Source organism: Microbacterium sp. ZW T5_45 (genome assembly GCF_044987415.1).
In the GTDB taxonomy this organism is placed as follows: Bacteria; Actinomycetota; Actinomycetes; order Actinomycetales; family Microbacteriaceae; genus Microbacterium.
The window spans coordinates 1-16,719 of sequence record NZ_JBJDRJ010000008.1 but is presented as its reverse complement, the minus strand read 5'-3'; the positions used below and the strand labels follow the sequence as shown (position 1 = coordinate 16,719).

At 69.1% G+C, this 16,719-nt stretch carries 14 protein-coding genes; 8 read left to right on the top strand and 6 right to left on the bottom strand.

Going from position 1 to position 16,719, the window contains the following annotated elements:
* Window positions 1-21: 21 nt before the first annotated feature.
* The 4 genes from ACI3KS_RS05735 to gabT form a co-directional block, all read right to left on the bottom strand.
* Window positions 22-1,584, bottom strand: coding sequence for an APC family permease (locus ACI3KS_RS05735; protein ID WP_404916122.1), 1,563 nt, complete (start codon window positions 1,582-1,584; stop codon window positions 22-24).
* Window positions 1,584-2,468, bottom strand: a complete 885-nt coding sequence (locus ACI3KS_RS05730) for a universal stress protein (RefSeq protein WP_404916120.1) — start codon at window positions 2,466-2,468, stop codon at window positions 1,584-1,586. Before ACI3KS_RS05730 ends, ACI3KS_RS05735 begins: the two co-directional genes overlap by 1 nt.
* A complete protein-coding gene (locus ACI3KS_RS05725; protein ID WP_404916339.1) occupies window positions 2,468-3,853 on the bottom strand; it encodes a flavin monoamine oxidase family protein in 1,386 nt (461 codons plus the stop codon). The genes ACI3KS_RS05730 and ACI3KS_RS05725 overlap by 1 nt, the downstream gene beginning before the upstream one ends.
* A gap of 93 nt (window positions 3,854-3,946) precedes the next feature.
* Window positions 3,947-5,305, bottom strand: coding sequence for a 4-aminobutyrate--2-oxoglutarate transaminase (gabT, locus tag ACI3KS_RS05720; protein ID WP_404916118.1), 1,359 nt, complete (start codon window positions 5,303-5,305; stop codon window positions 3,947-3,949).
* 97 nt (window positions 5,306-5,402) lie between these two features.
* On the opposite strand from gabT, the gene ACI3KS_RS05715 reads away from it, so the two are divergent.
* Together ACI3KS_RS05715 and ACI3KS_RS05710 are read left to right on the top strand one after the other, a co-directional pair.
* Entirely contained in the window at window positions 5,403-6,911 is a 1,509-nt protein-coding gene (locus tag ACI3KS_RS05715) for a PucR family transcriptional regulator (protein WP_404916116.1), read from the top strand.
* 90 nt (window positions 6,912-7,001) lie between these two features.
* Window positions 7,002-7,562, top strand: a complete 561-nt coding sequence (locus ACI3KS_RS05710; RefSeq protein WP_404916337.1) for a dihydrofolate reductase family protein — start codon at window positions 7,002-7,004, stop codon at window positions 7,560-7,562.
* 111 nt (window positions 7,563-7,673) lie between these two features.
* On the opposite strand, the gene ACI3KS_RS05705 is transcribed toward ACI3KS_RS05710, so the two are convergent.
* On the bottom strand, window positions 7,674-9,113 hold the full coding sequence (locus ACI3KS_RS05705; protein WP_404916114.1) for a helix-turn-helix domain-containing protein: 1,440 nt from the start codon (window positions 9,111-9,113) through the stop codon (window positions 7,674-7,676).
* A 266-nt stretch (window positions 9,114-9,379) separates the two neighbouring features.
* Between ACI3KS_RS05705 and aceA the strand changes: the two genes are divergently transcribed.
* The 4 genes from aceA to ACI3KS_RS05685 all read left to right on the top strand — a co-directional run bounded on the left by aceA (window position 9,380) and on the right by ACI3KS_RS05685 (window position 13,352).
* On the top strand, window positions 9,380-10,693 hold the full coding sequence (gene aceA / locus ACI3KS_RS05700) for an isocitrate lyase (protein ID WP_404916112.1): 1,314 nt from the start codon (window positions 9,380-9,382) through the stop codon (window positions 10,691-10,693).
* A gap of 123 nt (window positions 10,694-10,816) precedes the next feature.
* Entirely contained in the window at window positions 10,817-12,472 is a 1,656-nt protein-coding gene (gene aceB / locus ACI3KS_RS05695; protein ID WP_404916110.1) for a malate synthase A, read from the top strand.
* 94 nt (window positions 12,473-12,566) lie between these two features.
* Window positions 12,567-12,911, top strand: a complete 345-nt coding sequence (locus tag ACI3KS_RS05690) for a hypothetical protein (protein ID WP_404916108.1) — start codon at window positions 12,567-12,569, stop codon at window positions 12,909-12,911.
* A 9-nt stretch (window positions 12,912-12,920) separates the two neighbouring features.
* Window positions 12,921-13,352 (top strand): hypothetical protein, encoded by a 432-nt coding sequence (locus ACI3KS_RS05685; RefSeq protein ID WP_404916106.1) that lies wholly within the window; start codon window positions 12,921-12,923, stop codon window positions 13,350-13,352.
* Between the two features lie 109 nt (window positions 13,353-13,461).
* Here the strand turns inward: ACI3KS_RS05685 and ACI3KS_RS05680 are convergent, their stop codons facing one another.
* Window positions 13,462-13,971: an Lrp/AsnC family transcriptional regulator gene (locus ACI3KS_RS05680; RefSeq protein WP_404916104.1), complete on the bottom strand. Its 510-nt coding sequence runs from the start codon at window positions 13,969-13,971 to the stop codon at window positions 13,462-13,464.
* A gap of 114 nt (window positions 13,972-14,085) precedes the next feature.
* Between ACI3KS_RS05680 and ald the strand changes: the two genes are divergently transcribed.
* Both ald and ACI3KS_RS05670 read left to right on the top strand, forming a co-directional pair.
* A complete protein-coding gene (ald, locus tag ACI3KS_RS05675) occupies window positions 14,086-15,177 on the top strand; it encodes an alanine dehydrogenase (protein ID WP_404916102.1) in 1,092 nt (363 codons plus the stop codon).
* Between the two features lie 66 nt (window positions 15,178-15,243).
* Window positions 15,244-16,443, top strand: a complete 1,200-nt coding sequence (locus tag ACI3KS_RS05670) for a pyridoxal phosphate-dependent aminotransferase (RefSeq protein ID WP_404916100.1) — start codon at window positions 15,244-15,246, stop codon at window positions 16,441-16,443.
* Window positions 16,444-16,719 lie beyond the last annotated feature (276 nt).

Here is a 16,719-nt window from a genome sequence, read left to right as displayed (position 1 = left end):
TGAGTCGTGTCGGCGACCGGGTCAGCGGACCCGGTTGCTGGGCGGGGCGTCGGTGCTGAGGATCTTGCCGCGGAAGAAGTCGGGGCTGAAGACCCTCTGGACGATCATCAGCACGGCGCCGAAGACGAGCAGGCCGACACCGATGAAGAACACGATGCCGATGCCGCCTTCCCCGTTCGCGTCGGCACCGATCGCGATCGATCCGAAGTCGGGAGCGAGGCTGTCGACCGCCGTGATCACGAACAGCACCAGCAGGATCACTCCACCGACGAGGGGGCTCGCGAGCTTGAAGAAGAAGTCCTTGCCCGAGTCGAACCACTGGTGGCGGAAGTACCACACGCACGACAGCGCGGTGATGCCGTAGTAGAAGCAGATCATCATGCCCAGCGCGAGGATCGTGTCCCACAGCGCGTCCTCGCTGAGGAAGCGCATCACGGCGTAGAAGCCGCCGGCGACCACAGCGGAGGCGATCGTCGCGAATCCGGGAGTGAAGAAGCGCGGGCTGACGCCGGCGAACCTCTTCGGAACCGCACCGTAGTGGCCCATCGCCAGCAGGGTCCTCGCCGGCGAGATGAAGGTGGACTGCAGCGACGACGCCGACGAGGTCAGCACCGCGAGCGAGAGCAGGAACGCGAGGCCGCCCATCACGGGGCCCGACAGGGCGAAGAACACGTTGCCGCCGATGTCCTCGTTCGTGAGGCCCAGTCCCTCGTCACCGATGCCCGAGTACATCAGGCTGCTGACGGTCAGCAGCAGGTAGATCGCGATGATCGAGAGCACCGTGAGCATGGCGGCGCGCCCAGGGGTCTTCTCTGGATCCTTGGCCTCCTCGTTCATGGTGAGGGTGACGTCCCACCCCCAGAACATGAAGACCGAGGCCGACAGACCCATCACTATCACCGAGATGCCGCCATCGATCGCGAAGGGGTTGAACCAGGAGAGCTCGGGCAGGTGCGGCTCGAAGGAGGCGCCCTGGACGCTCTGGACGATCGCCATCACGGCGAACACCACGAGGATGATGATCTGGAACGCCACGAGACCGTACTGCAGCTTCTGCGAGGTCGACACGTCACGGTACGACACCCAGGCGGCGAGCGCGACGAAGAGCAGACACACGCCGACGTTCACGAACGGATTGCGGGTGATCTCGGCGATCGCCTCGTTGCCGGAGATCTGCGAGATCAGCAGGAAGAGGAAGTCGACGGCGATGCCCGCGAGATTGGAGAGCACGAGGATCGTCGCGACGATCAGGCCCCATCCGGCCATCCAGCCCACGTACGGGCCGAAGGCCCTGGTCGCCCAGGTGAAGCTCGTCCCCGAATCGGGCATGGCCTTGTTGAGCTCGCGGTATCCGAAGGCGACGAGCAGCATCGGGATGAACCCGAGCAGCAGGATCGCCGGCACCTGGAATCCGACCGCGCCCACGGCGCCGCCGATGCCCGCGGTGTACGTGTAGGCGGGGGCGATGCACGAGATCCCCATCACGAGCGCGCCGAGCACACCGACAGTGCCGACGCTGAGGCCCTTGCGGGAGATGCCGGTGGTGACGGCTTCGGGCTCCATCGCCCGTTCGGTGCTGCTCATCAGCGGTCTCCTGCTTCGGCGCGGGTGCGCGGGACGACGATCATCGGGACGGGCAGCTCGTGCAGCATCTTCGCTGCGGTGGAGCCCAGGAACAGGCGTCGCGGCTGCGCGAGTCGCGACGAGCCGACGAGGACGATCTCGCCGGGGAGCCAGGAGAGCCCGGCGACCGCGTCCTCGACGCTGTCGCCGGGTGCCTCCTCGACGACAGCGGTGCGGCCGTCGGGAAGGATCTCGGCGGCCGCGGCGAGGACGTCGCTGGCGTGCGCGTCGCCGACGATCCGGATCGCTCCGGTGTCGAGTCCCGGCGGCACATCGAAGGGCACGAGCGAGACGAGCCGCAGATCGGTGCCGCTGTCCGCCGCGAGCGCCACGGCCTCGTCGAGGAGCACCTCGGCGCCGGGGCGCTTGCCGACCGCCACGGTCACCCGCGGCAGCACATGGTCGTCGGCCTGTGCGACGCCGGCGGGGGCCAGTGCGACCGGGATGGTAGAGGAGTGCAGCAGCTCCGAGGCGACGCTGCCGAGGCGGTGCCGCCCGAAGAGGCCGCCTCCGGCGGCGCCTACGACGATGAGGCGGGCCCCGAACTCCTCGCCGGCGGCGATCAGCCCTTCGGCGAACGACTCGGCGAACCGCACGTGCCCCGATCGGGTGAGGTCCTGAGGAAGGGCGGCCAGCGCATCGGCCAGCCATCGCTTGCCCTGTGCCTTGATGTGCTCCTCATACGCGCGCTCCGGCGGCACGATCGGGCTGCGGGTGCCCTCGTTGGGCAGCACGATCACCAGGTGCAGCGCTGCTCCGAGACTCCGGGCCAGACGAGCGCCCAGGGCTGCAGCATCCGCTCCCGCATCCGTCGCCGTGTAGCCGACGACGATCGAGCCGGCCATCAGCCGGCGTCGCGGCTCGCGGCCACGATGTTCGAGGCCACGAGGTGACCCATGCGGATCGCGCCGTCGACGTGCTGGTAGCCGGCACCGGCCAGGTCGCTGCACGCGAAGTGGATCGGGCCGACCGGCGTGCGCAGGTCGGGTCCGTAGCGGTGCAGACCACCCATGTCGAAGCTCGCGGCGTACGCGCCGCGCGTCCACTCCTCGGTGCCCCAGTCGCTCTCGTAGTAGACGACGGGGTTCTTCGCCTCAGGCCCGTAGTAGTGCGACAGCGACTCGAGGATGCGCTCCTTGCGCTCCTCCGCCGAGAGCGTGAACAGGTCGTCGGCGTTCTGATCGCTCACGAAGCCGACGAGGGTGCCGCGCTCGTCGCCGTGGTTGGTGTTGTCGTAGGCCTCGTGCGAGAGCTCGTAGGGGCTGAAGGCGGTGCCGCTGAGTCCCTGCTCACGCCAGAACGGGCGGTCGTAGACGGCATGCACCTTGATCACGAAGCCCATCGAGATGTGCTGGTGCATCTGGTGCTGCCGCCGAGGCAGCGAGGGGACGAACGAGATGCGGTTGTAGAGCACAGGGGCGAAGGCGAGCACCGCGTAGCGGGCCTTGACCGTGTGCTCGTCGGTGGTGGCGACGACACCGTCCTGGCCCCATTCGAGCGTGCGCACCGGCTGGTTCAGGAAGACGTCGTCGCCGAGGCGCTCGGCGAGCAGGATCGGCACCTGCTGCAGGCCGCCGACGACCCGCTTGTCGAGGATGAAGTCGGCGTCGACGAGGTTCGAGTACGAGCCGGCGGACGAGGCCATGAGCAGCGATTGCAGCAGCGAGAACGAATGAGTGGGCTTGGTGAGCATCGCGGACCCGGTCGCGAACGCGAGGTTGCGCACGGCCTCGTCGTCGTCGGTCTGCTGACGCAGCCACGCGTCCCAGGTGACGGAGTCCCATTCCTTGGCCTTCGGATGCGCCCACGGCTGATCGGGATCGATCTCGGCGACCATGGCGTCGAGCCGGTCGGTGACCTCGGTGATGACCTTCTCGGTCTCAGGCGACACCGGGAACATCTCCCCCGTGAACCGGTGGGTCGTGCCGTCGGGCCCGACGTAGATGCTGTCCCCTTCGCGGTAGCGGCTGTAGGTCTCGAGCCCCAGCTCCTCGATCGTGTCCTTGAGAGCGTCCTGGTCGGGCGAGACCCACTGGCCGCCGATCTCGAGCATCGCACCCTCGATCACATCGGTCCACAGGCGCCCGCCGACGCGGTCGCGCGCCTCCAGCACGGCGACCGAGAGGCCGGCCTTGCGCAGGTCGTTCGCGGCGGTGGTCCCGGCGGCGCCGGCCCCGATGATCAGTACGTCGCGGGTGATCTCAGCCATGATGCAACTCCTTCGTCGGATGATGTGCCGGTCGTGACTCGGAATCCCCCGACCCGAGTCACGACCGGACGTGTGTGCGAGGGCCGGTGGCCCTCTGGTTCAGCGGGCTCTGGGTCAGTGGGCGGCGAGCGCCCCGGCCACGATGTCGATGCCCTCGTTCAGCAGATCGTCACCGATCGACAGCGGAGGGAGGAAGCGGATGACGTTGCCGTAGGTGCCGCAGGTGAGCACGATGACGCCCTGCGCGATGCACGCCTTGGCGACGGCAGCGGTGAGCGCGGCATCCGGTGCCTTGGTCTCGGGGTCGACGAACTCGGCCGCGATCATCGCCCCGTGTCCGCGGACGTCGCCGATGCGGGCGTCGCCCTGCTGCAGCTCGGTGAGGCGGGCGGTGAGGATCTCGCCGATCTGCTGCGCGCGCTCGATCATGCCATCGTTCTCGAACACGTCGATCGCCGCGATCGCAGCGGCGCAGGCAATGGGGTTGCCGCCGTAGGTGCCGCCGAGGCCACCCGAGTGCGACGCATCCATGATCTCGGCGCGGCCGGTGACCGCGGCGAGCGGGAGGCCGCCGGCGATGCCCTTGGCCGTCGTGATCAGGTCGGGCTCGATGCCGAAGATCTCGCTGGCGAACATGGCTCCGGTGCGGGCGAAGCCGGTCTGCACCTCGTCGGCGATGAAGACGACGCCGTTCGCGCGGCACCAGTCGACGATCGCGGGGAGGAATCCGTCGGCGGGGACGATGAAACCGCCCTCGCCCTGGATCGGCTCGATGATGACGGCGGCGAGGTTGTCGGCGCCGATCTGCTTCTCGAGCTGGAGGATCGCGCGGGCCGCAGCCTCCGCGCCGCTGAGTCCGTCGCGGAAGGGGTACGACGCGGTGGCGCGGTACACCTCGGGCGCGAACGGTCCGAAGCCGCTCTTGTAGGGCATGGACTTGGCGGTCAGCGCCATGGTGAGGTTCGTGCGGCCGTGGTAGCCGTGGTCGAAGGCCACGACGGCCTGGCGGCCGGTGTGTTTGCGGGCGATCTTGATCGCGTTCTCGACGGCCTCTGCGCCCGAGTTGAACAGGGCGCTCTTCTTCGCGAAGTCGCCGGGGGTGACCCGGTTGAGGGCTTCGGCGACCTCGATGTACGACTCGTAGGGCGAGATCATGAAGCAGGTGTGGGTGAACTGCGCGGCCTGGGCGGCGACGGCGGCGGCGACCTTGGGGTGGGCGTTGCCGACCGTGGTCACGGCGATGCCGGAGCCGAGGTCGATGAGCGAGTTGCCGTCGGCGTCGACGACGACGCCTCCGCCGGCGGCGACGGCCGCGACGGGCACGGTGTGACCGACGCCGGCGGCGACGGCATCCGCCTTGCGCGCGAGGATCTCTGCGGAACGGGGGCCGGGGAGCTCGGTGACCAGGCGACGCTCCTGGGGGAGCTCGGGTCCGCCGAGGGGGACTGCAACTGCGGTGTCGGGGAGTGCCATGCGGCGAGCGTACGGCGGCGGCCGCGCACGGCGCACTCGCCGGACAGTACAATCTGAACCAGAGTTTCGCCACTTCGTACAATCGGGAGGAGGCCGGATGCCGTCGGAAGAGGTACCCACGCTGCGCGCGTTGATCTCTCGTCGGGATCTCGGCCTGCGGCTCGTATCGCGGGCGGATGCTATGCCGGATGGTGCCGTCGACCGGCCTCTGCGCTGGGTGCACAGCTCGGATCTCGCCGATCCGACCCCGTTCCTCTCCGAGGATCTCGCCCTGCTCACCACCGGCACCCAGTTCGATGACCCCGCGGAGATCGGCACCTACGTGCAGCGGCTCGCACAGCGGGGCGTGCTCGGACTCGGTTTCGGCACGGAGGTGCACCGCGACGGGATCCCCGACGAGCTGGTCACCGCCTGCGCCGAGCACGGGATGCCGCTGTTCGAGGTCCCCTATCGCACGCCGTTCATCGCCGTCGCCCGCGCACATTCCGAGGCCATCGCCGCCCAGGCCTACGCCCGGCGCTCCTGGGCGCTCGACACGCAGCGCGCCCTCGCCCTCGCCGCCCTCCGCCCGCACGGCCTGGAGTCCACGATCGCCGAGCTCGCCCGACGCCTGGACTCATGGGTCGGCATCTACGACGCCACCGGCGCGTTGTCGTCGGCGCACCCGCTCGACGGGCTGTCGACCGGTGTGCTCGCACGGCTGAACGAGCGCGTGATGGACGTCCTCACCCGCGGCCTCGAGGCGGGTCAGTCGCTCACCGTCGGCGCGCAGGGGTTCATGCTGTTCACGGTGGGCCGCGGCGGTCACCTCCGCGGAGTGATCGCGATCGAGGCGGCGGCGCTCGATCAGGAGGCGCGCTCGGTCGTCACCTCGGTGATCGCGATGGCCGGTCTCGCGCTCGAACAGAGCGAACAGTTGGCCCGCAGCCGTCGGCGCCTGCACCGTCAGCTGCTCGGATCGCTGATGGCCGACGATCCGGGCCTCGCCCGGCGGGTGCTGGGCGGCGTCCCGTCCGCGCCGATCGTCGTGGCGGTCGCCGCCGACGCGACCGCCGGACCACTGACCGACTGGTGGGAGCGGCGGCGTGCGGAGCAGGGCATCGCGGTGTTCGTCGCGGATTCCGACGACGGCGTGGTGATCTGTCTCTCCGCCGACGACGCCGCCCAGCTCGACGAGGCCGCCGAGCGCTTCGGCATCCGCATCGGCGTCTCCGCGCCTGAGACGTACGACGCGTTCTCGCGCGCCCACGCGCAGGCGCTCGCGGCGCTCCGCCCGCACGCCGGCGCCGGCGTCGTGCGGTTCGCGGATGCCGTGGGCTCGAGCATCCTCAGCGCCCTCGCGACCGACGAGGCGCGTCTCGTGGCCGAGTCACGACTCGCTCCGCTGCGGAGCCACGATGCGACCGGAGGTGCGGACCTCGAGGGCGCGCTGCGCGCCTGGCTCGAGCACGATGCGCGGATCGAGCCCGCCGCCGCTGCGCTGGGGGTGCATCGGCACACCCTCCGCACCCGGATCGCGCAGGCGGGCGGTCTGCTGGGCCTCGACCTCACCGGGTTCCCCGCGCGCGCCGAGCTGTGGACGCTGCTGCAGACCGCCCGCGACTGAGGGCCGCGCCGCGCCAGGACTCCGACCTTTCGCTCCCGCTCCCCTCCGAGGAGAATGACGCTCACACCCGGCTTCGAAGGAGAGCACCCGATGAGACCGCTCCGCTACGCGATCAACGTCACCCTCGACGGATGCTGTCACCACGAGGCCGGCATCGCTCCGGACGAGGAGTCGATGCGGTTCTGGACCGACGAGCTCGCCCGCTCGGACGCGCAGATCTACGGCCGGGTCACCTACGAGATGATGCAGTCGGCCTGGCGGCGACCGGCATCCGGGATCTGGCCGGAATGGATGAGCGAGTGGGAGACGCCCTTCGCCGAGACGCTCGACCGGATGCCCAAGCACGTGGTCTCCCGCACGCTCGACGTCGTCGACTGGAACGCCGCGCTGCTGCAAGGCGACCTCGGCGACGCGGTCCGTGCGCTCAAGGCCGAGCCGGGACGAGGGCTGGCGGTCGGCGGAGTGACACTGCCTCTGGCCCTCGCCGACCTCGGGCTGATCGACGAGTACGCGTTCGTCGTGCACCCGGTGCTCGCCGGGCACGGGCCGACCCTGCTGTCCGGGCTGCGCGAGCGCATCCGGCTGGACCTCGTCGAGCGTCGCGAGCTCGGATCGGGTGTCACGGTGATGAGATACCGGCCCGTGGGCTGAGCCGGGCGGCGAGCGCCCGCGAAGGACTTCTGCTCCTCACGAGGACGACGCGATAGCATCCGTCCTCGCGACGCACAAGCACACGTGCGAGACGCGCGCAGCGGATGCCGCTCACCGCGGCGCGTGCGCCTCGAGGAACTCGTACACGTCGGTGGTGTCCACGCCGGGGAACGAACCCGTCGGCAGCGTCGCGAGCAGCGTTCGCGGCGTCTTCACATTGGGCCAGGAGTTCTCGCGCCAGCGCTCCTCCAACTCGGCGGGGGCCCGACGACAGCAGACCTCGACCGAGTGCCGCGACACGCCTCGGTTCGGGGTGTCGCGCCCCACGAACCACTTCGTGTCGTCGAATCGCACCCCCACACTCACGGAGTGCAGCCCCTCGCTCGAGGCCTCCACCCGCGCTGTGCACCAGTAGGTGCCGTTTCCCGTGTCGGTGTACTGGTAGTACGGATTGAAGCGGTCGTCCTCGTCGAACACGACCCTGCTCGTCCACTTGCGGCAACACATCTGCCCCTCGATCGCCCCCAGGCGATCGGCCGGGAAGTTCACATCGTCGTTCTCGTACGCCTTCGTGATCGTGCCCGACTCGTGCACCTTGAGGAAGTGCACGGGGATGTCGAGATGACGGGTCGCGAGGTTCGTGAAGCGGTGTGCCGCCGTCTCATACGAGACCGAGTACGCATCCCGCAGGTCCTCGATCGAGATCGCCCTGCGCGCCTTCGCGGCCTGCAGCGCCGGCACGACGTGCGCCTCCGGCATGAGCAGCGCTCCGGTGAGGTAGTTCGTCTCCACGCGCTGTCGCAGGAACTCCGCGTAGTCACGCGGCTCTGCGTGCCCGAGGATCCGGCTCGACAGCGCCTGCAGCACCGACGTGCGCGCGTCGCCCTTCGCCTGCACCCTGCTCGACAGGTACAACCGCCCGTTCGCGAGATCCGCGACGCTGCGGGTGGTCTGCGGCAGATCCGGTGCGTAGTGCAACGTGAACCCGAGGTATGCCGCGATCTCGGACGCCGCCCGCTGAGTGAGCGGCCCGCCGGGGTGCCCGATCGCCGTGAGGATGTCGGATGCCGTCGCCTCGAGCTCTGCGAAGTGGTTGTCCTGCCGTCGCATGAGGTGGCGCAGCTCGACGTTCGCGCGACGCGCCTCCTCCGGGGTGGCTGCCCGCTCGTCCTTCAGCCGGTCGATCTCGCCGTGCAGTGCGAGCAGGGCGCGCAGAGCATCCGTCGGCACGCTCTTGGCGATCCGGAACGGCTCGATGCCGAGGGCCTGGAACGTCTGGCCCTTCATCGCCCGCTCGAGGGCGATCTCGATCGCGCTGCGCTCGTCGAGGGGCTCGCCCTCGAGAAGCGCGTCGAGCGTCACGCCGAGACAGCGCGCGATCGCCTGCAGCAGGGTGAGCTTCGGTTCGCGCTTGCCTGTCTCGATCATCGACAGCTGACTGGATGCGCGATCGACAGCGGACGCGAGATCGTCGAGGGTCATCCCCCGCGCGGTGCGCAGCTGGCGGATGCGACGCCCGATCGTCAGGGCATCGGTCTCGTTCTCGTCCATGAAGGCCTCCTTCGCACGCCGGTCGTTGAGCGAGGAGCGGAGCGACGAGACGAACGCGTGACATTTCGTCTCGCGAAGACCCGCACTGAGCGAGCAGAGCGAGTCGAAGTGTCGCTCAACGATCGAGACTGGGAGCGATTCTGTCACAGAAACAGAATTTTCGTCGATCTTCACACAGGTTTTGTTCTCCTCGATCGCTGTTCTTCACTCAGAGTGGACGTCAAGCCAGCCCGGCACAGCCGCCGGGACCGACCGAAGGAGACACCATGACGACGAACGCACCCCGCCCCGCCGGCCTCCGCGCAGGCGACCAGGTCGAGACCGCCGCCGAGCTCCAGGAGATCTGGGAGACCGACCCGCGGTGGGACGGCATCGAGCGCACCTACACGGCCGACGACGTCATCCGCATCCGCGGCTCGGTCCGCGAGGAGTCCACACTCGCCCACCGAGGCTCCGAGAACCTCTGGAACCTGCTGCACACCGAGGACTACGTCCGCGCGCTCGGTGCGTACACGGGCGGACAGGCCGTGCAGCAGGTGCGCGCAGGCCTCAAGGCGATCTACCTCTCGGGCTGGCAGGTCGCGGCCGACGGCAACCTCGCCGGCCAGACCTACCCCGACCAGTCCCTCTACCCCGCGAACTCGGTCCCGGCCGTCGTGCGGCGCATCAACAACGCGCTCCTGCGTCAGGATCAGCTCGAGCACGCCGAGGGCGCGATCACGCAGGACTGGCTCGCACCCATCGTGGCGGATGCCGAGGCAGGCTTCGGCGGGCCGCTCAACGCCTACGAACTGGCGCAGTCGCTGATCCAGGCAGGTGCCGCCGCCATCCACTGGGAGGACCAGCTCGCCAGCGAGAAGAAGTGCGGCCACCTGGGCGGCAAGGTACTCGTCCCGACCCAGCAGCACATCCGCACGCTCAACGCCGCCCGTCTCGCTGCCGACGTCGCAGGCGTCCCGACCGTGATCATCGCCAGGACGGATGCTCTCGCCGCCGACCTGCTCACCAGCGACGTCGACGAGCGCGACCGTGAGTTCACCACCGGCGAGCGCACCTCCGAGGGCTTCTACCGCATCCGCCCCGGCATCGAATCGGTGATCAGCCGCGGCCTGGCGTTCGCACCCTACGCGGATCTGCTCTGGGTCGAGACCGGCGAGCCCGACATCGAGCTCGCCCGCGAGTTCGCCGCCGCTGTCCACGCACAGTTCCCCGGGAAACTGCTGGCCTACAACTGCTCTCCCAGCTTCAACTGGAAGCGCCACCTGTCGGATGCCGAGATCGCGACGTTCCAGCAGGAACTGGCCGACCTCGGCTACAAGTTCCAGTTCATCACGCTGGCCGGCTTCCACGCTTTGAACCACTCCATGTTCGATCTCGCCCGCGGTTACGCCGAACGCGCCATGAGCGCCTACGTCGAACTGCAGGAAGCAGAGTTCGCCGCCGAAGCATCCGGCTACACCGCCACCAAGCACCAGCGCGAGGCGGGAACCGGATACTTCGACGTCATCTCCACGGCGCTCAACCCCGACAGCGCCACGCTCGCCCTCGCCGGCTCCACCGAGGCCGCGCAGTTCCACTGACCCCTCTTCGCCCGTTTCGTCTCGCTTCGCTCGCTCAACGACCAGGCCCCGAACCGCCCCCGGTCGTTGAGCGAGGAGCGGAGCGACGAGACGAAACGCGCACACAGACAAGGACTCCAGATCATGACCACTCCCACCGTTCCCCCGACTGCAGCACCCGCCCGGACGACGACGCAGCAGGGCCCGACGATCATCGTCACCGGCCCGATCCGCGATCGCTTCGACGAGATCCTCACGCCGGAGGCGATCGCCTTCCTCGCCGAGCTGCACCACAGATTCGCCTCCCGCCGGCACGACCGGCTGGCCGACCGCCTGCGCCGACGTTTCGAGATCGGCAATGGCCACGACCCGCGCTTCCGAGACGACACGGCGCATATTCGCGATGACGCATCCTGGCGGGTCGCCGGCCCCGGGCCCGGACTCGAGGATCGGCGCGTCGAGATCACGGGCCCGACCGACCCGAAGATGACGATCAACGCGCTGAACTCCGGCGCGCGGGTCTGGCTCGCCGATCAAGAGGACGCGACCAGCCCGACCTGGGCCAACGTGATCGGCGGTCAGCTCTCGCTCCGCGATGCGATCCGCGGAGAGCTCTCCTACACCTCTCCCGAGGGCAGGGAGTACCGCGTCACCGCCGAGCGCACGCCCACCATCGTGATGCGACCCCGCGGCTGGCACCTGCCCGAGAAGCACATCGAGTTCGTCGATCGTGCGGGCCGTCGCACGGCGGCATCCGGGTCGCTGGTCGACTTCGGACTGTTCTTCGTGCACAACGCGAAGGCGCTGATCGATGCAGGCCGCGGTCCGTACGTCTACATCGCCAAGCTCGAGTCCAGTGAGGAGGCGAAGCTGTGGGACGACGTCTTCACCTTCTCGGAGGAGTACCTGGGTCTCGCGCACGGCACGATCAGGGCGACCGTGCTCATCGAGACGCTGCCGGCGGCGTTCGAGATGGACGAGATCCTCTACGAGCTGCGCGACCACTGTGCGGGCCTCAATGCCGGTCGTTGGGACTACATCTTCTCGATCATCAAGAACTACCGTGGCCGCGGGGCGCGGTTCGTGCTCCCCGATCGCAGCGAGGTCACGATGACCGTTCCGTTCATGCGCGCCTACACCGAGCTGCTCGTGCAGACCTGCCACAAGCGGGGTGCATATGCCATCGGCGGCATGAGCGCGTTCATCCCGAACCGGCGCGATCCCGAGATCACGGCGACGGCGATCGAGAAGGTCTCGGCCGACAAGAAGCGCGAAGCCGCCGACGGCTTCGACGGCACGTGGGTGGCCCACCCCGACCTGATCCCCACGGCGCAGGCCGAGTTCGACGCCGTGCTCGGAGACCGGCCGAGCCAGGTCGACCGGCAGCGACCCGAGGTGTCGGTGTCGGCTGCCGATCTGCTCGATCTGCACATCGGCAGCCCGATCACGGCGCGGGGAGTGCGAGACAACGTCTCGGTCGCGATCCGCTATCTCGAGGCCTGGCTCCGCGGGCTGGGTGCGGTCGCGATCGACAACCTGATGGAGGATGCGGCGACGGCGGAGATCAGCCGCTCGCAGGTCTGGCAGTGGATCCATCAGGACCGGACGACGGATGACGGCACCGCGATCACCGCCGAGTACGTCGAGGGGATCATCCGCGAGGTGCTCGCCGGCGCGACCCGGTTCGCCGGCGACCGCTTCGACGACGCTGCCGAGGTGTTCCGCGAGGTCGCGCTGCGGGAGGAGTTCCCCGCGTTCCTGACTCTCGGAGCCTACGCCCGCTACCTCGACGAGGAGTGACACGACGAAGGAGGCCCCTCGATCCGTCGAGGGGCCTCCGTCCGCCTGTGGATAACCCCGGCACGGTGTCGCACGGCGCTCCTACGCTCCCGGCATGAGTTCCCCTCCCACACCTCCTCGTGGTCAGGCCCTCGGCATCGTGCTTCTCGTGCTCGCCGCCCTGATAGCGGTGCCGACGGTGGGCGTCGCCCTCGTCGATGCGCTGCTCGTGCCCGCGGTGATCCCGCCGGAGGCGCTGCTGCTTCTCGGCCTCCCGGCGTGGATCTTCGCGTACACCTGGTGGATCCTGGGGCCCGCGATCGCGATCGGATCGGTGCTGGCGTCTCGCGGTCGACGGCGAAGACCCGGCGTGATCCTCGGCGTCGCGACGGGCGCGGCCTGGGGCATCGCGATGCTCCTGCTCGCGACGTCCGGATCCCTGCCGTTCCCGCGGGCGTAGCCTGGAGAAATGAGCGAGGCATGGGCCGGAGTGGCCGGCGAGTTCCTGCATTCCTATCCGCGTGGCGCCCGACTGATCGCGGTCACCGGAGCGGATGCCGAACGGTCGAAGCTCGCAGCGGACGCGCTATCCGCCGCGCTCGTGGATGCCGGGCAGGAGATCCAGCGCGTGCACTCGCCGCTCGGCGAGGAGCAGGAGCTGCGCGACGATGTCATCGCACCGTTCCGTGCCGAGCGCGCGGGCCGTGTGCTCATCGTCTCCGGTCCGCCGTCGCTGCTCAGCACCACCGCACGCGGCCTGTGGAACTTCACCGTCTGGCAGCTCGCGGGCGATGAACCCCCGCACTCCGCGGCGAGCGCGCTGGTCGACGTCACCGACGCGGACGATCCGCAGCGCCGGTTCGCGGACTACTGCGCACTGCCCGCCTCGTACGGAGCCTGAACAGCGACGGACATCCGCCCGACCGCAGCCGCGCCGCATCGGCAGGAGACGGCTGCCGCATAGCGTCGACAGGAGACGGCGTCCCGCGCCGAGACCGCGGGCCTTGTGATCAGCGGAACGACGCCGCCACGGAGTTGCGGTGGTAGTCGAACACGATGCTCGTCCGCGTCGAGGCGACGCTGGACTGCGCCGACAGGTGCTCGAGCACGAACTCGCGCATCTCCGACGAGTCGGCGACGGCGATGTGCAGCAGGAAGTCGTCGTCGCCGCCGAGAAAGAAGACCTGGATCACCTGCGGCAGCACCCGCACCCGATCCGCGAACTCGACGATGCTCTCGCGCCGTCCGCTCGGTCGCAGAGTGACCCCGATGATCGCCTGCAGCCCGGCACCCAGCATCCGCTCGTCGACGCTCGCGTGGAACCCGGTGATGACGCCGCGATCGAGCAGCGACCGCAGGCGCGCGTGCGCGGTCGACGGGGCGACGCCGAGCTGCGCCGCGAGTTCGGCGTTCGTCATCCGTCCGTCGGCGGCGAGCAGCGCGACGATGCGCGTATCGGTCGCGTCGAGCGCCGGCGCGCGCAGAGTGTTCGGCTCGAGGCCCTCAGAAGACGTCTCCATCCGAACGATTATGCAGGATTCGAAGCATCGTCGAATCTTCTTCAGGGAATCTTCCTGATTGGCGATGTTTCTGCGATCCTGATCGACATCTCACGCACGAAACTTGGAGCATCGATGAAGATCGCCGTACCCGCAGAGGTCAAGAACAACGAGAACCGCGTCGCGCTGACACCGGCCGGTGCAGACCGACTCGTGCACGAGGGGCATGAGGTCCTCGTGCAGTCAGGAGCGGGCGTGGGCTCGCGCATCTCCGACGACGACTACCGGGCGGCCGGCGCGACGATCGTCGAGACGGCGGAGGAGACCTGGGCGCAGGCGGAACTGCTGATCAAGGTCAAGGAGCCGATCGCCCAGGAGTACGGATTCCTCCGTGAGGATCTCACGCTCTTCACGTACCTGCACCTCGCCGCCGACCGCGCGCTGACCACGGCGCTCGTCGACGCCGGAACCACCGCGGTCGCGTACGAGACCGTGCAGCTACCCGATCGCAGTCTGCCGCTGCTCATCCCGATGAGCGAGATCGCCGGGCGGCTCTCGGTGACCATGGGTTCGTACTCGCTGCTGCGCTCGAACGGCGGGCGGGGCGTGCTGCTCGGTGGCATCGCCGGCACGCCGCGCGCGAAGACCGTCGTGATCGGCGGCGGTGTCGCCGGCGAGAACGCGGCAGCCAACGCGCTGGGATTGGGCTCGCAGGTCACGATCGTCGACGTCTCGCTCCCCCGGCTGCGCGAACTCGAGCACCGCTACGGCGGCGCCCTGCAGACACGCGCATCCAGCCGCTACGCGATCGCCGAGGAGCTCGCGACCGCCGACCTCGTGATCGGCTCGGTGCTGATCCCCGGCGCTGCAGCGCCCAAGCTCGTCACCGATGCGATGGTCGCCGAGATGAAGCCGGGCTCGGTGCTCGTCGACATCGCGATCGACCAGGGCGGATGCTTCGAGGGCTCGCGCCCGACCACCCACGACGACCCGACCTTCGCCGTGCACGACTCGATCTACTACTGCGTCGCGAACATGCCGGGTGCCGTCCCCGAGACGGCGACCCGTGCGCTCACGAACGCCACGCTCCCCTACGTCTCCGCCATCGCGGGCAAGGGATGGGAGCGCGCAGCCGCCGAGGACGCGGCGCTCGCGAAGGGTCTGAACACCCAGGGCGGGCGCATCACCCTTGACGCCGTCGCCCAGGCCCACGGCCTCGCAGCCTGACCTTCGACCTGTCATGTCGGCATCCGCCCCTGACCCGACTCGGCGCATCCGAGTACGCTCGATACCGTGACCGAACGCGCACCTCTCTCCCGCAAGCTGTCCGCCATCGCCGAGTCCGCGACCCTCAAGGTCGACGCCAAGGCCAAGGCTCTGAAGGCCGAGGGCAAGCCCGTCATCTCGTATGCCGCCGGCGAGCCCGACTTCGCGACGCCGCAGTTCATCGTCGATGCGGCAGCCGAGGCGCTCGCCGACCCCGCGAGCTACCGCTACACCCCGGCCGCCGGGCTCCCCGCGCTGCGCGAGGCGATCGCCGCGAAGACGCTGCGGGACTCCGGCCTCGAGGTATCTCCGAGTCAGGTCATCGTCACGAACGGCGGCAAGCAGTCGGTGTACCAGGCGTTCCAGGCGGTGGTGAACCCCGGCGACGAGGTGCTGCTGCCCGCCCCGTATTGGACCACCTACCCCGAGGCCATCCGCCTCGCCGACGGCATCCCGGTCGAGGTCTTCGCCGGCGCCGACCAGGACTACAAGGTCACGGTCGAACAGCTCGAAGCGGCCCGCACCGAGCGGACGACCGTGCTCGTGTTCGTCTCGCCGTCGAACCCGACCGGGTCGGTCTACACCGCAGAGGAGACCGCCGCCATCGGCCAGTGGGCGCTCGAGCACGGCATCTGGGTGATCTCCGACGAGATCTACCAGAACCTCACCTATGAGGGGCTGAAGGCCGTCTCGATCGTCGAGGCGGTGCCCGAGGTCGCCGGCCAGACGATCCTCGTCAACGGCGTCGCCAAGACCTACGCGATGACCGGATGGCGGGTGGGCTGGATGGTCGGCCCCTCTGACGCGATCAAGGTCGCCGGAAACCTGCAGTCGCACCTCTCGAGCAACGTGAACAACGTCGCACAGAAGGCGGCTATCGCCGCTCTGAACGGCCCGCAGACCGAGGCCGAGCAGTTCCGTGAGGCCTTCGACCGCCGCCGCAAGCTCATCGTCTCGGAGCTGTCGAAGATCGACGGTCTCGTCGTCCCCAACCCGCTGGGCGCGTTCTACGTCTACCCCGACGTGCAGGGTCTGCTCGGCCGCACCTGGGGCGGCGTGACGCCGACCACCTCGCTCGAGCTCGCCGATCTGATCCTCGAGCAGGCCGAGGTCGCGGTGGTGCCGGGTGAGGCTTTCGGTCCGTCCGGCTATCTCCGCCTCTCGTACGCCCTCGGCGACGACCAGCTCCTCGAGGGCGTGCAGCGCCTGCAGCGCCTGTTCGCCTGACCACTCATTCGCCCGACCGCGCGGCCGCCTGATCGCGGCGCGCGCGGAAGGGCACGATTCAACGCCGACGCCCCTGCTGAGCTACCGCGCCCCCTCTCATCTACGTGTGTGATGTCTCAGGACTTCGGTGACGTTTGTGGATCAGGACATCGGTGACGGTTGATGTCTCAGGACATCGGTGACGGTCGGGTTTGAGTGGCCATGAATCCTCGTGGTTGGCCGTTGCCGACGGCGGTGATTCCGGGGGCGGGGCGTGGGTAGGAGATGATCTGGGTG